We start from the raw sequence: 13,758 nt of genomic DNA, 5'->3' as shown, positions 1-13,758 counted from the left end.
CGTACCAGCCGATCGAGCGCCGGCTCGGGCTGGTGCGGGCGCTGCTCGAGGAGCTCGTGGAGCGGCGGCCCCGGCTGGTCGTGCAGACCCGCAGCCCGCTCGTGACGAGGGACGTCGACCTGTTCCGGAGGTTCGAGCGGGTGCGGGTGAACATGACGGTGACCACCGACGACGAGGCCGTCCGCCGCCGCTTCGAGCCGCACTGCGCGACCCTCGGCCGGCGCCTGGCGGCCATCGCGGAGGTGGCGGCGGCCGGCGTGCCCACCTGCGTCACGCTCACCCCGCTCCTCCCCGTGGCCGACCCCGACCGCTTCGCCGACGCCCTGCTGGCCACCGGCGTGGAGCGCTTCGTCGTCCAGCCCTTCCAGCCCCGGCGGGGCCGGTTCTCGGCCGGCACGCCGGACGCCGCCGTCGCCCTGCTCGACGGCTACGACTGGTCCGCCGAGTCGTACCGGCGCACGGTCGACGTGCTGCGCCGGCGCCTGCCCACCCTCGCCGAGGGGCGGGCCGGGTTCGGTCCGGCATGAGCGCCGCCGCCCTCGTCCCCCACCTCCGGCCGCTCGCCCCCGAGCTCGACCGGGCGCTCGCCGGCGGGCTGGCCGGGCTGGCCCGGCGGGGCGCGTGGTCCGACCACGAGCTCGGCCGGTCGCTCGACGACCTGCTGGCCCTCTCCCGCCACGAGGACGCCTGCTACGACCGCCCGAGCACGGGCTGGGCGTACGCCGCCTGGTACCACGGCCGCCGCACGCACGACGCCGTCCGCCTGCTGGCGCCCGTGGTCGCGGCGCGGACGGGGACGCTCACGATCGCCGACCTCGGCGCCGGCACCGGGGCCACCCTGTCGGCGCTCGCCGCGCTGGTGGCCGCGGCCCGGCGGGCGTCGGTCCCCCTCCCCCGCCTGCGGGTCGTCGCCGTCGAGGCCAGCGAGCCGATGCTGGCCGCCGCCGAGGCGCTGTGGGCCGACCTGCGGCGCTCACCGGCGCTCGCCGCCGGGGCAGCGGCGATCACGGCCCGGTTCGAGCTGGCCAGCTGGACCGACGTGGCCGCCCTCGACCTCCCCGCCGCCGACACCACCTGGCTGGTCGGCGGCTACCTCTTCGACGAGTCCGACCGCGACCGGACGCCCGCCCTCGCCGACCTCCTGTCCGACGCCGCCATCGCCACGGGCGCCGAGGCCGTGCACCTCGTCGGCGCCGGCGTGAAGGCGGGGATCACCGCGGGGATCGCCGACCGGCTGGACCGCCAGGGGTGGACGGTCACCGAGAACCGCCCGTCGGAGCCGGTGTGGGACGGCCCGCTCCCGGGGGTCGCCGCCCATCGCGCCGCCGTGTACGGGCCGGCCCGGCGCCTGCCGGTGCCGACGTGGTCCCGGCCCGGCGACGCGACGAGGTTCCTGCGGGTGCGCGACCGCCGCGTCCCCGGCCAGCTGTTCCAGCCCCACCACGGCGGGACGTTCCTCGTCGACGACGAGCAGGACCGGGCGGCCCGGCCCGACGGGCGGATGACGGCGATCGTCGGGGCCGCCGGGGCCGGCAAGAGCCGCGTGCTGGTCGAGCGCGTCGTGCGCACGGCCGAGCAGTGGCCGCGGGCGAACGGCCCGTCGAAGATCCTCCTCACCACGTTCAACAAGCCGATGGCCGACCAGCTGGCCGAGTGGCTGGCCGAGGCCATCCGCGGCACGACCCTGCGCCACTGGGCCCACCGGTCCATCGAGCCGGGAGCGCACACGTTCGCCCACCCGGGCGAGCCGGAGGGGAGGTCGGTCGACGTCCTCAACTGGGACAAGGTCCCGTCCCGGGCGCTGCGCGTCTCGACGAGGACGACCGAGCTGCGCCAGCCGGTGATCGACCGGGCCCTGCGGGCCGCCGGCGTCGACCCCGCCCGGCTGTCGGACGCGCAGCGCCGGGTCGTCGGCGAGGCGTTCCTCGACGCCGAGCTGCGGCGGGTGATCTACGGGCTCCGGGCCTGGCGGGACCGGGCCGCCTATCTCGCCGTCGACCGTCGCGGCCGCAGGACGCCGATCGGCCCGCAGCAGCGCGAGCTCGTGTGGCAGGTGGCGTTCGCCGACGGCGTGCGCACGTGGGCCCACTACCGGATGGACGGCGTCGACCGGGCCAGGGCCGACGCCGCGGCCGGGCGCCGTCCCCGGTACACGCACGTGTTCGTCGACGAGTGCCAGGACATGACGCCGGCCGACTTCGAGCTGGCCACCCTGCTCGTCGGCGACCCGGACCGGCTGGTGGTGGCGGGCGACGAGGCCCAGGCGCTGCACCTCGGGTCGTCCTACCAGCGCCCCGGGCTGGTCGAGATCCCGGCGCGGTCGCGCACCGCCGGCGGACCGTCGGCGCGGCGCTGGCGGGTCCACCGCCTGTCCGGCTCCTACCGCCTGCCCGTCCGGGTGTGCGAGTGCGTGCGGCCGCTCGCCGGCCGCATCGAGGAGGACCGGCGCGACCTCGACGGCGACCACGACGTGGGCCTGCCCGAGGCCAGGAAGCCGGCCGTGCTCGGCGTCCGCCCGGTCGTGCTGTCGGCTGCCGATGCCGGGACGGCGCTCGCCGAGGTGTTCGCCGCCTACCGCCGCACCCTCGAGGCCGTCCCCCAGGCGTGCCGGGAGATCACGGTCGCCGAGGACAGCTTCCCCGTCGCCACGGTGCGGGCGGCCGCGCCGCCCGGCTACCGGGTGCGGTCGGCGTCGATGCTCCAGATCAAGGGCCTGGAGCGGGCCGCGGTCGTGTGGTGCACGTCGGGCGAGATCCCGGCCCACGAGTCCGAGCTCGAGTGGGTGTACACGATCCTCACCCGGACGAGGTGCCTGGCCGTGCTCGTCGTCGACCCGGCGACGCTCTCCGACGAGCGGCGGGCCATCCTCCGGCTCCTCCCCGAGGAGCGTCTGCTCTGCTGGGACGAGGCGGCCGAGGCGGCCCTCGCCGCCGCCCGCGGGCCGGCCGGCCGCCCGGTCAGCCCGGCATCCCGAGCGCTTCCCTGACGTCGCCTCGCCGCAGGGTCGAGGCGCACCAGGCGAAGTGCCCGTCCCGGCCGCCGGGGTCGTAGGCGTTGCTCGTGGCGACGGCGTAGGCGGCCCGGTACACGAGCAGCCGGTCGACGGGGACGGCGAGCCGCCGGGCCAGCACGCCCGTCAACCGGTCGTCCACCGCCCTCGCGTCCGGCCCGTACATGTCGACCACGCCGGCGGCGATCGACGCGTCGAACGCCGGGTCGCCGGCCGTGGTGAGGAAGCCCCAGTCGACCAGCGCGGTCGGCCGGAGGTCGCCGTCGACGAGGACGTTCTCGGGGCAGACGTCGCCGTGGACGACGCCGGCGGCGCCCTCGATGCCGTCGAGCACGCCGGCGAGGTGGGCGAGCACGTCGTCGAAGCCGGGGACGGCGGCCCGGAGCTGGTCGCCGAAGCGCTCGACCCGGCGGCGCAGCAGGGCGGCGAGGGCCGGCCCCCAGTCGAGCCCGGCCCGGAACGGCCGGTCCTCGGACAGCACCGGCAGGTCGTGCGCGCTCGGCAGGTCCGGCACCGTGGCCAGTCCCTCGAGGACGAGCGCGAGGCAGTCACCCACCCGGGTGGGGCCGGCGCCGACCTCGGGCAGCGGCCGGCCGGGCAGCTCGCGCTCGACGGTGACCGGCGTGCCGTCGACGACGGCGACCTCGACCACCTCCGGCGTGGCGAAGGGCAGCGCCCGGGCCGACAGCTCGTCGTGGAAGCGCCGGAGGGCGACGAGGTCGGCGAGCGGCCGCTCCCCGCCCCACACCTTGCCGACGAGGCCCCGCCCGAGCCGGTAGACGGCCCCTTCCATGCCCGACGCCAGCGGCTCGGCGCCGGCGTAGCCCCGGCGCCGGAACCAGGCGACCCACGCCGCGTCGGGGGGCTGGGTCACCGCCCGGCCGGGGCGGCCCGCCACTCCCGCTCGCCCTCGCGCAGCACCGCGGGGTACACGAGCAGGTGGCGGAACGGCCGGATGGCGGCCAGGTACGCCTCGCCGAGCCGGCCGTTGGGCTTCACGAGGACCGCCACCCTGGCCCGGGAGCCGCCGGTGCCGTCCGCCACCCGGCCGAGGTGGAGGACCCCGTGCATCGTGTGGTTGGCCGCCTCCGCGGCCCACTCGTCCTCGGTCAGGTACAGCGAGGTGAAGGGCATGGCCTCGAAGGCCGGGCCGGACGGGCCGTCGCGCAGGTCGGCCGGGAGCCACTCCCGCAGGGACGGCACCCTGGCCCCCACGCCGGCGTCGGGGCGGTCCCAGCCGAGCAGCTGCCCGAGCCGCCACCGGACGGCGAACAGGCCCCGCACGGCGCACGACGAGCTCTGCGCCGGGTCGTAGGCGGCGAGGGACCGCACCAGCCGGGGGAAGTCGTCGGCCCGCCCGACCCCCGGCAGCTCCCACACGTCCTCCAGCCGGAAGTCCGGCGCCACCTCGTGGATCCGCCACGGGTGGCCGGTGTGCGCCGAGCTCGGGAGCCTCATCGCCGTGCCACCGGTCGACCGCTGCGGGCGCTTCGGGCGCTGAGCGACCTGATCGGCGCGATCAGCAGCCGGTAGACGGGGCGGACGGCCCAGGCCGGCAGGTCACGGTGCCGCTCCTCCTCCCACACCCTGGCCCGGGGGTGGGGGGTGGCCAGGCGGAGGCCGACGCGGACGACGGCCGGCAGCCGGCGGTAGCTCGCGGCCGGCTCGGCGGTGCGGACCTCGACGCGGCACAGGTGCTTGGTGCTGACGAAGCCGTACTGCTTCGGGCTGAGGAGCCGGACGGGCGCGCCGTGGTCGCCGTCGAGGGGCCGACCGTCGAGGCGGTCGGCGAGGAGCACGTCCTCGTCCAGGGCGTCCTCGACGGTGACGGCGGAGCGGTAGCCGTCGAGGCCGGCGAACACCAGGTGGGTGACGTGGGTGCCGGGGGCGAGCAACGGCTCCACGATCGCGCGGTGGAACTCGGCGTACGGCACCCCCTCCCACCGGAGGCCGGTCGCCGACCACCCGGCCACGCAGTGGAAGTCGGCGGTGAGCTCGCGGCGGGGCAGGGTGGCGAGCGTGGCGAGCGGCACCGACGACGGCTCCCGGACGGCGCCGCCGATGTCGATCACCGGCTCGGCGGGGACCGGGGGCGGCGGCCGGTGGAGGTGGGTGCCGAAGCGGGGGAACCCGTCGACGGCCCGCTGGCCCGGGGGCAGGACGGTCCCCATCCGCGACCTCCTCGTATCCATACGTGAGCGTATGGATACGACCGTAGGGCCGCTCCGGCGGCGCGTCAACCCTGGCCCGGCGCGCTACAGATGGGCGGTGGCCAACGCCAGGACCCCGCGGCACCGGTGGGTCGAGGAGGGCCTCGTGGCCCTCGCCGCCGGCGGGCCGGACGCCGTGCGGGTCGAGGCGCTGGCCCGCGCGCTCGGGGTGACGAAGGGCGGCTTCTACTGGCAGTTCGATGACCGCTCGACCCTCCTCGCCGAGATGCTCGACACGTGGGAGCGGGTCAGCGTCGACGAGGTCATCGAGCGGGTCGAGGCCGAGGGCGGCGACGCCAGGGGGAAGCTGCGGCGGCTCTACGCGCTCGCCACGTCGAGCGACGAGCTGCTGCGCATCGACCTCGCCGTGCGGGACTGGGCGAGGCGCGACCCGGCCGTGGCCGAGCGCCTCCGCCGGGTCGACAACCGGCGCATGGACTACATGCGGTCGCTGTTCGGGGTGCTCTGCGCCGACGAGGACGAGGTGGAGGTGCGCTGCCTGCTGGCGTTCTCGCTGTGGATCGGCAGCCACTTCATCGCCGCCGACCACGGTGGGCGGACGAGGGCCGACGCCCTGGCCCTCGCCGCGCAGCACCTCCTCGGGCCGTAGCGCCCGGGCGAGGGGCCCCGGCGGTCAGTCGCCGTCGGGCACGCCCCAGCTGACGACCTTCTCGGGGGTGATGCGGATGAGCGCCACCCGCCGGCCGTCCCCGTCGGTCGTGTCGATCGCCTCGGCCCGGCCCCTGATCGTCACGCACCGGGGCCGCCAGGGCGGCAGCACGTCGTCGACGACGAACCCGACTCTCGGGTTGGCCCGCACGTGCCGGAACTTGACGCTGGCGACGAACTCGGCGGCGTCCCGGCCACCGACGTCGATGGTGTCGAGCTCCGGGTTGTACCGCCAGCCGAGCGGGACGACGTGCGGCGTGCCGTCCGCCGCCACCGTCGCCAGCCGGCCGAGGTGCCCCGGCTGCTCGAGGTAGGCCCGCTCGTCCTCGCTGAACACGCTCATCGCATCCCGCCTCCGTCAGATGGATCGAACACCGACCAGCAGAGGTCGTTCCGCAACCGCTGGTCGTCGAGGACCAGCGCGCGGATCTCGTCGGGGAGCTGGTGGCGCTGCCACCGGCACTCCCGTCGCCCGGCGTCGTCGGCCTCGCCGGTGGGCGCCGCGGCCTGCGCCGCCTTGATGGCATAGGCCGCGGCACCGAGCTCGTGGGCGGCCACGTGGGCCACCACCGCGGCCTGGCCGGCGGCGAACGCCGCGTGCCGACGCGCTCCGGTCAGCGCCCTGGCCGCCGCCATCGCGTGGCCGCCCGCGGCGCGGGACCGGGACATGGTGACCTCGCCCCTGGCCCAGGCCCGGACCTGCTCGATCGCCTGGCGGGGTCGGGGGTCCGCCGGCTGCGCCGACTCGAAGAGGGGCAGCACGTGCTCCGCGCAGGCGGCCGCCCACCGCGCCAGGAGCCGATGGTCGGCGTCGGTCAACGTCCCCCCGCGGCGGATCGTGGTGAACCGGGCGTCGCGGTCCTTCGGGAGGATCACGGCGCCAAGGTACGGGACGGCGGCACCACCGCTCTCCGACCCGGCGTCAGTGGTGCCCGCGCTGCCGGCCGAGCGTGTCGACGGGACCGGCGCCCGGGCGGGTCCACTGCGGGACGGGCCGGCTGGTCGGCCCCCAGGTGGCGTTGCCGTCGGCGTCGGCGCGCCAGTACCAGGAGATCGGCGCGCCGTGCCCGCCGACCGGCGACCCGGCGTCCGGCACCTCGGGCCAGCCCTCCGGGACGTCCTCCCAGCCCTCCCGGCGGCCGTAGGGGGTCATGTCGAGCACGCCGAGGGACCCGTTGGCCGGCTCGTTGCCCCGCCCGGTCGTGGCGTAGGTGAGGAACACGCGGTCGCCGTGGCGCAGGAAGCAGGCGAGGTGCCCCATCTCGCCGCCGATCGGCGCCGGCACGCCCCGCACCGAGTACCACGGCTGGGTGTAGCCCATGAACTCGACGTAGGGCGCCACCTCCTCCCACCGGCCCGAGGTGAGCACGGCGTACGACACGCCCCTCGCGTCCAGGTAGACGGCGTCCTTCAGGTGCCAGACGGTCGTGGTGCAGCCCTCGCACTGGCCCTGGTGCGGCGCGTCGTCGTACCACATGTGCTGGTACACGACGAGCTCGTCGCGGCCCTCGAACAGGTCGAGGAACGGGACCGGCCCGCCGGCGCCGACGACCTCGACGGTGCCGTCCACCTCGACCATCGGCAGCCGCCGCCGGGCCGCGGCGATGGCGTCCCCCTCGCGCGTGTGCGCCTTCTCCCGGACGAGCAGCGCCTCCCTGGCCGCCTCCCAGGTCGCCTGGTCGACCACCGGCGGCATCCCGGGGAGGTCGCTGCTCGCATCGCCGGTGGTCGTCATCGTGTCCTCCGCGTGTCGTCCCGTCGACGCAGACGAGGCACGGTGCCCCGACTCATCGGTCCGACAGACGACCACCATCGCGCTACTCGTGGCCGACCGCGGCGAGGACGTCGAGGCGAGCGGCCCGGCGGGCGGGCAGCACGGCGGCGGCCACGCCCGCCAGCACGGCGAACACCAGGAACAGCGCCAGCCGGGCCCACGGGAACCTGACCTCCGTGATCATGTCGCCCAGGGAGCCCGCCATCGTGGTGCCGATCTGCATCCCGACGACCACGCCGAGCACGCCGCCGACGAGGGCGATGACGACGGACTCCCACCGGATCATCGCCCGCAGCTGCCGGCGCGACATCCCCACCGCCCGCAGCAGGCCGAGCTCCCGGGTCCGCTCGACGACGGACAGCGCCAGCGTGTTGACGATGCCGAGGACGGCGATGACCACCGTCAGGCCGAGCAGGATGGCGACGAGGGCGAGCACGACGTCGAGCGCACCCTTGATCTCGGCCACGTAGCCGGCCCGGTCGTCCACCCGGGCGTTCGGGAAGGCGGCCGTCACCTCCTCGATGGCCGCCCGGGCCAGGGGCACGGGCACGCCGGGCGCGGCGGTGACGAGGACGCGGACGTCGCTCTGGTCGGTGTAGTTCGCCTCGTAGTCCCGCAGCGAGAGCAGGAAGCCCTGGTCCTCGAGCGCGTCCTCGGCGTAGGTGCCGTCGATGCGGACGGGCTGCACGCCGGTGCGGGCGAAGCGCATGGGCAGCACGTCGCCCACCTCCCAGCCCTCTTCGGCGGCCTTCGTGGCCGACACCAGCACGCCACCGTCGGCGAGCGCCTCGAGGGCGCCGTCGCTGTAGCCGAGGTCGTACGCCGCGCCGATGGTGGCGCCGTCGACGGCCGTCAGGCTCTGCACGCCCGCCGGTCCCTCGGCCAGCTCGAACTCGCCGGCCCGCATCTCCGACACGACGCCGAGCTCGGGCCGCTCGCGCAGGCGGGCCGCCACCTCGGGGCTGAGCTCCACGGTGTGGGAGTAGACGGCGAAGTCGGCCGTCACCGCCTCGTCGAGCGCGCCCGAGAACGACTGCAGGGCCGACTCGGCGACCACCGCCACGCCCACCACCATGGCCAGCCCGACCATCAGGGCGCTCGCCGTGGACGCGGTGCGCCGGGGGTTGCGGACGGCGTTCTCGTAGCCCAGCTTCCCGGGACGGGCGCCGAGCCGGACCACCGGCCAGCCCAGCCAGCGGGCCAGCGACGGCACGACCACCGGGGCCACCAGCACGACGGCCACGAGGAGCAGGGGCACGCCGAGGATGCCGCCGACCAGGGCGGGCACGGCGAGGACGGCACCGGCGACGACGCGCCACCGGGACGTCCGCGCCGGCGCGCCGCCGTCCCGGATGGCGGCGAGGGGCAGCAGCCTCCCGGCCCGCCTGGCCGGCACGTAGGCGGCCGCCACCGTGAGCGCCACGCCCACCACGACGACGGGCACGACCAGCGACCGCCCCGAGACGACCACGCCCGACCCGGGCAGCTCCAGGCCGAACGCCTCGACCAGGGCGCGGAGCCCGGCGGCCAGGCCGACGCCGACCACGGCGCCGACCACCGAGGCGACGAGGCCGGTCAGCGCCGCCTCGGCCAGCACCGAGCGACGGACCTGGCGCCGGCTGGCGCCGAGGGCCCGCAGCAGGGCCAGCTCGCGCGTCCGCTGGGCGACCACGATCGTGAACGTGTTGACGATGATGAAGCCGCCGACGACCAGCGCGATCAGGGCGAAGGCCAGCAGGCCGCGGTCGACGACGGCGAGGTCGTCGCGGGCCGCCGCCGAGCGCTCGGCGGCCCGGGCCGCGCTCGTCTCGACGACCACGCCGTCGCCCAGCGCGGCCGACACCCGCCGGGCCAGCTCGGCGTCGTCCACCCCGTCCACGGCCGACGCCAGGACCTCGTCGACCTGACCAGGGCGGCCCAGCACCTCCTGGGCCACCGGCAGGTCGAACAGGGCGTAGGTCGTCCCGGCGACGTGGTCCTCGCGGCCCAGGCCGACCGTGCCGACGACCGTGAACTCCCGCGCCGGGCCGGCGAAGCGCACCTCGACCCGGTCGCCCGGCGCGATCCCGTGCGACGACGCCGTCGACGCGTCGACCACGACCTCGCCCGGCCCCCTCGGCACCCGTCCGGTGCGCAGCTCGAAGGGGGAGACGGTGCCGATGCCGTCGGCCGACGCACCCTGCGTCCTCGTGGTGAGGCCACCGACCTCGTCGCCGTGCTCATCGACGACCTGGGCGAAGCCCGTGACCATCCCGGCCGCCGCGGCCACGCCCGGGACGGCCCTGACCCGGTCGACCGTCGACGCCGCCAGGGGCTCCCTGGCCGGGTCGGTGCTCGTGTCCTGCTCGAAGGCGGGAGCGCCCCGCACCTCCACGTCGCTGTGGCGGGCCGTCTCGCCGTAGACGTCGTCGACGCCCCGGCGGATGCTGTCGGTCAGCACCCCGGTGGCCGAGAGGAACGCCGTGCCCAGCACGATGGCCAGGGCGGTCAGCACCAGCCTGCTCCTCGCCGCCAGCAACCCCTTCAGGGTGACGTTCCGCATCACGCCCCCAGGGTCTTCAGGTGGTCGAGCACCTGCTCGACGGTCGGCAGGACCAGCTCGTCCACGATGCGGCCGTCGGCGAGGAACAGCACCCGGTCGGCGTAGGCGGCGGCCGCGGGGTCGTGGGTGACCATGACCACCGTCTGGCCCAGCTCGTCCACCGACGTGCGGAGGAACCGGAGCACCTCGGTGCCGGCCCGCGAGTCGAGGTTGCCGGTGGGCTCGTCGGCGAACACGATCTCCGGCTCGGCGGCGAGCGCTCTCGCCACCGCCACCCGCTGCTGCTGGCCGCCCGACAGCTCCGAGGGCTTGTGCGCCAGGCGGTCCTGCAGGCCGACGGTCGCCACCACCCGGTCGATCCAGGCCGCGTCGGGCCTGCGCCCGGCCAGGTCGAGGGGGAGCGTCACGTTCTCGGCCGCGGTGAGCTGGGGGAGCAGGTTGAAGGCCTGGAACACGAAGCCGATGCGGTCCCGGCGGAGGGTGGTGAGGCCGTCGTCGCCGAGGCCGGAGATGTCGGTGTCGCCGATGTAGAGGGAACCGGAGGTGGGCGAGTCGAGGCCGGCCACCACGTGGAGCAGGGTCGACTTGCCCGACCCCGACGGGCCCATGATGGCGGTGAGCCGGCCCCGCTCGAACGCGACCGTCACGTCGTCGAGGGCGGTCACCTTCGTCGGGCCCGAGCCGTACGTCTTCGTGACGCCGACGGCTCTCGCCGCCGCCGTCGTGGTGTGGGTGACCGTCGCCATCTCAGGCCACCACGGCGAGGACGAGGAGGCCGAGCACGACGGTCTGCGTGCTGTGGACGGCGACGCCGATCCACGTGCTCCGGTACCGCTTGGTGAAGTAGGCGATCATCGGGCCGTCGAGCAGCGCGTTCGGGATGCTCCACGGCACGTGCAGGTGGTAGAGGCCGAACAGCACGCCGTTGGCCAGCCAGTCGCGGTCGCCGAAGGCGCCCTGCATGCGGGGCAGGAGCACGCCCCGGAAGAGCAGCTCCTCGCCGAGCACCGTGTTGAAGACGCTCATGACGAGGAACAGCGCGTACACGCCCCAGGCCCCGTCGAAGAAGGCCCGGCCGGCGTCCGTGTCGAGGAAGCCGCCGAGATCTCGGCCGCTCGGGGCGGGCAGGCCCGCCAGCTGCATCAGGGCGAAGGCGACGACCAGGGGGACGACGACGAGCCATGCCCTGCCGCCGGCCCGGCCCGTCGCCGGGCTGCGGGGGGACCGCAGCCACATGGCCTGGCGGAGACGGGACCAGCGCAGGCTGCGCTGCTCGTGGGCCACCAGGCCGACGGCGAGGACGAACTGCCACACCAGCCCCGCGGTCAGGCAGGCGAGCAGCGGGGTGACCATGGACTCGACGCCGCTCCCGTCGGCGACGGCGGGGGCGACGACCCAGGACAGGACCGCCATGGGGACGGCGGCGGCCGCCCAGATCAGGACGATGCCGCCGCGGCCGTACTGCGTCACGGTGACGGCCCGCCGGGCCGGTGGTCGGCCGATCCTTCGTTCGATCGTGGTCGTCATCGCGGTCGCCTCCCGGCTGGTGGACGGTGCTCGCCGTCACCATGAGCCGAGCGGGGCGGTCGGGTCGTCGGGCCGGAGGCGCTGTCTCGGACGCCGCCGTACACCCCGGGTCGTACGCGGACGTCAGCCCCCAGGCGGATGCGCCGCGTCGGGCTGCTCGGTACGGTCACCGGCGTGGGTCTGGTGGAACGGCTGCGGCACCTGCCCCGGTGGTGCCAGGACGCCGTGCTGGCGACCGTCCTCGTGGCCATCGGGCTGGCCACCACGGCCAACCCGGACCCGGGGTACGAGCCCCGCGACGGCCTCGTCGTCGCGCTGGTGCTCGTCGCCACCCTGCCGTACTACGCGCGGCGGCTGGCGCCGGTGCCCGTCTTCGTCGTGTCGCTGACGGCGACCGCCGTCCTGTATGTCCTCGACTACGACGCCGGCGCGCTCTCGTTCGTGGTGATCGCCGGCGCCTATACCGTCGCCGCCCACCGCCCGCAGCGCGAGGTCGTGGTCGCCGCCGCCTACATGTACGGGGCGTTCGTCGTGATGCTCGTGTCCGACAGCGTGGGGTTCGGCGTCGCCGAGTTCGCCACCAGCGTCCCCATGTTCGGCGCCGGCCTGCTCGTGGGCTGGACGATGCAGTCCCGCCGCCTGCGCTCCGAGAGCCTCGAGCGGGACCAGGGCGAGGCCGTCCTCCGGGCGGCGGCCGACGAGCGGCTCCGCATCGCCCAGGAGCTGCACGACGTGATCGGCCACTCGCTCGGCGTCATCGCCGTGCAGGCGGGGGTCGGGATGCACCTCATCGACACGAGCCCGGACGAGGCCAGGAAGGCCCTCGAGCACATCTCCCGCACCAGCCGGTCGAGCCTGGCCGAGATCCGGCGACTGCTCGGCCTGGTGCGCGCCGGCGACGGGGCGAGCGGGTACGCGCCCACCCCGGGCCTCACCGACCTTCCCCGGCTGATGGACGACGTCGTCGACGCCGGGCTGCGCGTCGACCTCACCGTCGCCGAGGCGGCGAGGGACCTGCCGCCCGGCGTCGAGCTCGCCGCCTACCGGATCGTGCAGGAGGCGCTCACGAACGCCCGCAAGCACGCCCGGGCCCACCGGGCGACGGTGCGCCTCGACGTCGACCGGGGCAGCCTGCACGTGGTGGTGACCGACGACGGCGCCGGTGCGTCGGCGAAGGACGGCGGTCGCGGGGGCCCCGGCGGCCTCGGGCTGGTCGGGATGCGGGAGCGGGTCGCCGTCTACGGCGGGTCGCTCGACGTCGGCCCGGCGCCCGATGGCGGGTTCCGGGTGACGGCGACGTTGCCCTACGACGAGGAGCGGGCGTGATCCGCGTCGTCGTGGCGGACGACCAGGCGTTGGTCCGCAGCGGGTTCTCGGTGCTGCTGGGCTCGGCCGACGACATCGAGGTCGTCGGCGAGGCGGGCGACGGCGACGAGGCGGTCGCCGTCGCCGTCCACGAGCGCCCCGACGTCATCCTCATGGACATCCGCATGCCCCGCACCGACGGCCTCGAGGCCACCCGGCGCATCACCGCCGACGAGCGCCTCGCCGCCACGAAGGTGCTGATCCTGACGACGTTCGACCTCGACGAGTACGTCTTCGAGGCCCTCCGCGCCGGCGCCAGCGGGTTCCTGCTGAAGGACACCCTGCCGGTCGACCTGCTGTCCGGCGTGCGCGTCGTCGCCGGGGGGCAGGGCCTGCTGGCGCCGAAGGTCACCCGCCGGCTGATGGAGGAGTTCGTGCGCCGGCCGGCGGCGCCCGTTGCCGAGCCGCCGCCGGGCCTGCAGTCGCTGACCGACCGCGAGACCGAGGTCCTGGTCGCCGTGGCCCGAGGCCTCTCGAACACCGAGATCGCCGACACCCTCTTCATGTCGCCCGCCACGGCCAAGACCCACGTCAGCCGCCTGCTGACCAAGCTCCACGCCCGCGACCGCGCCCAGCTGGTGATGCTGGCGTACGAAGCAGGCGTCGTCTCCCCGGGGACCTGACCGCCGCGGTGCCGCGCCGCCCGCAGAGGCTTGGGGCT

At 75.9% G+C, this 13,758-nt stretch carries 14 protein-coding genes; 5 read left to right on the top strand and 9 right to left on the bottom strand.

The window, feature by feature from the left end; genetic code table 11:
- Together VGB14_19965 and VGB14_19960 are read left to right on the top strand one after the other, a co-directional pair.
- A partial coding sequence (locus VGB14_19965) for a radical SAM protein (protein HEX9995208.1) occupies positions 1-527 on the top strand: 527 nt, incomplete at its 5' end.
- Positions 524-2,986, top strand: a complete 2,463-nt coding sequence (locus VGB14_19960; GenBank protein HEX9995207.1) for a UvrD-helicase domain-containing protein — start codon at positions 524-526, stop codon at positions 2,984-2,986. The genes VGB14_19965 and VGB14_19960, both read left to right, overlap by 4 nt.
- On the opposite strand, the gene VGB14_19955 is transcribed toward VGB14_19960, so the two are convergent.
- The 3 genes from VGB14_19955 to VGB14_19945 are packed head-to-tail and all read right to left on the bottom strand — an operon-like array spanning position 2,958 to position 5,181.
- Positions 2,958-3,908: an aminoglycoside phosphotransferase family protein gene (locus VGB14_19955; protein HEX9995206.1), complete on the bottom strand. Its 951-nt coding sequence runs from the start codon at positions 3,906-3,908 to the stop codon at positions 2,958-2,960. The two genes, VGB14_19960 and VGB14_19955, sit on opposite strands and share 29 nt — an antisense overlap.
- Positions 3,881-4,468: a DUF2867 domain-containing protein gene (locus VGB14_19950; protein HEX9995205.1), complete on the bottom strand. Its 588-nt coding sequence runs from the start codon at positions 4,466-4,468 to the stop codon at positions 3,881-3,883. Before VGB14_19950 ends, VGB14_19955 begins: the two co-directional genes overlap by 28 nt.
- Positions 4,465-5,181, bottom strand: a complete 717-nt coding sequence (locus tag VGB14_19945; GenBank protein ID HEX9995204.1) for a molybdopterin-dependent oxidoreductase — start codon at positions 5,179-5,181, stop codon at positions 4,465-4,467. Before VGB14_19945 ends, VGB14_19950 begins: the two co-directional genes overlap by 4 nt.
- A 97-nt stretch (positions 5,182-5,278) precedes the next feature.
- Between VGB14_19945 and VGB14_19940 the strand changes: the two genes are divergently transcribed.
- Positions 5,279-5,830: a helix-turn-helix domain-containing protein gene (locus VGB14_19940; GenBank protein ID HEX9995203.1), complete on the top strand. Its 552-nt coding sequence runs from the start codon at positions 5,279-5,281 to the stop codon at positions 5,828-5,830.
- A 24-nt stretch (positions 5,831-5,854) separates the two neighbouring features.
- Here the strand turns inward: VGB14_19940 and VGB14_19935 are convergent, their stop codons facing one another.
- The 6 genes from VGB14_19935 to VGB14_19910 all read right to left on the bottom strand — a co-directional run bounded on the left by VGB14_19935 (position 5,855) and on the right by VGB14_19910 (position 11,732).
- A complete protein-coding gene (locus VGB14_19935; protein HEX9995202.1) occupies positions 5,855-6,232 on the bottom strand; it encodes a PPOX class F420-dependent oxidoreductase in 378 nt (125 codons plus the stop codon).
- Entirely contained in the window at positions 6,229-6,765 is a 537-nt protein-coding gene (locus VGB14_19930) for a hypothetical protein (GenBank protein HEX9995201.1), read from the bottom strand. The genes VGB14_19935 and VGB14_19930 overlap by 4 nt, the downstream gene beginning before the upstream one ends.
- Before the next feature lie 46 nt (positions 6,766-6,811).
- The gene (locus VGB14_19925; GenBank protein ID HEX9995200.1) at positions 6,812-7,624 is read right to left on the bottom strand and encodes a DUF899 family protein; all 813 of its coding nucleotides are present in this window, start codon (positions 7,622-7,624) and stop codon (positions 6,812-6,814) included.
- An 82-nt stretch (positions 7,625-7,706) separates the two neighbouring features.
- Positions 7,707-10,205, bottom strand: a complete 2,499-nt coding sequence (locus tag VGB14_19920; protein HEX9995199.1) for an FtsX-like permease family protein — start codon at positions 10,203-10,205, stop codon at positions 7,707-7,709.
- Positions 10,205-10,951 (bottom strand): ABC transporter ATP-binding protein, encoded by a 747-nt coding sequence (locus VGB14_19915; GenBank protein HEX9995198.1) that lies wholly within the window; start codon positions 10,949-10,951, stop codon positions 10,205-10,207. Before VGB14_19915 ends, VGB14_19920 begins: the two co-directional genes overlap by 1 nt.
- Position 10,952: 1 nt before the next feature.
- Positions 10,953-11,732 carry a CPBP family intramembrane glutamic endopeptidase gene (locus VGB14_19910; protein HEX9995197.1) on the bottom strand — a complete coding sequence of 260 codons (780 nt, stop codon included), beginning with the start codon at positions 11,730-11,732 and terminating at the stop codon, positions 10,953-10,955.
- 174 nt (positions 11,733-11,906) lie between these two features.
- On the opposite strand from VGB14_19910, the gene VGB14_19905 reads away from it, so the two are divergent.
- Positions 11,907-13,058 (top strand): sensor histidine kinase, encoded by a 1,152-nt coding sequence (locus tag VGB14_19905; GenBank protein ID HEX9995196.1) that lies wholly within the window; start codon positions 11,907-11,909, stop codon positions 13,056-13,058.
- Positions 13,055-13,720, top strand: coding sequence for a response regulator transcription factor (locus VGB14_19900; protein ID HEX9995195.1), 666 nt, complete (start codon positions 13,055-13,057; stop codon positions 13,718-13,720). Before VGB14_19905 ends, VGB14_19900 begins: the two co-directional genes overlap by 4 nt.
- Positions 13,721-13,758: the final 38 nt, after the last annotated feature.

This window comes from Acidimicrobiales bacterium, from assembly GCA_036399815.1.
Classification (GTDB): domain Bacteria; phylum Actinomycetota; class Acidimicrobiia; order Acidimicrobiales; family DASWMK01; genus DASWMK01.
This window is presented reverse-complemented; position numbering and strand designations above follow the sequence as displayed.

What these genes read in the sequence shown, in the direction of transcription:
- VGB14_19960 (HEX9995207.1), top strand. Translation starts at nt 524, where the DNA reads ATGAGCGCCGCCGCCCTCGTCCCCCACCTCCGGCCGCTCGCCCCCGAG.
- VGB14_19950 (HEX9995205.1), bottom strand. Translation starts at nt 4,468, where the DNA reads ATGAGGCTCCCGAGCTCGGCGCACACCGGCCACCCGTGGCGGATCCAC.
- VGB14_19945 (HEX9995204.1), bottom strand. Translation starts at nt 5,181, where the DNA reads ATGGGGACCGTCCTGCCCCCGGGCCAGCGGGCCGTCGACGGGTTCCCC.
- VGB14_19935 (HEX9995202.1), bottom strand. Translation starts at nt 6,232, where the DNA reads ATGAGCGTGTTCAGCGAGGACGAGCGGGCCTACCTCGAGCAGCCGGGG.
- VGB14_19925 (HEX9995200.1), bottom strand. Translation starts at nt 7,624, where the DNA reads ATGACGACCACCGGCGATGCGAGCAGCGACCTCCCCGGGATGCCGCCG.
- VGB14_19920 (HEX9995199.1), bottom strand. Translation starts at nt 10,205, where the DNA reads ATGCGGAACGTCACCCTGAAGGGGTTGCTGGCGGCGAGGAGCAGGCTG.
- VGB14_19915 (HEX9995198.1), bottom strand. Translation starts at nt 10,951, where the DNA reads ATGGCGACGGTCACCCACACCACGACGGCGGCGGCGAGAGCCGTCGGC.
- VGB14_19910 (HEX9995197.1), bottom strand. Translation starts at nt 11,732, where the DNA reads ATGACGACCACGATCGAACGAAGGATCGGCCGACCACCGGCCCGGCGG.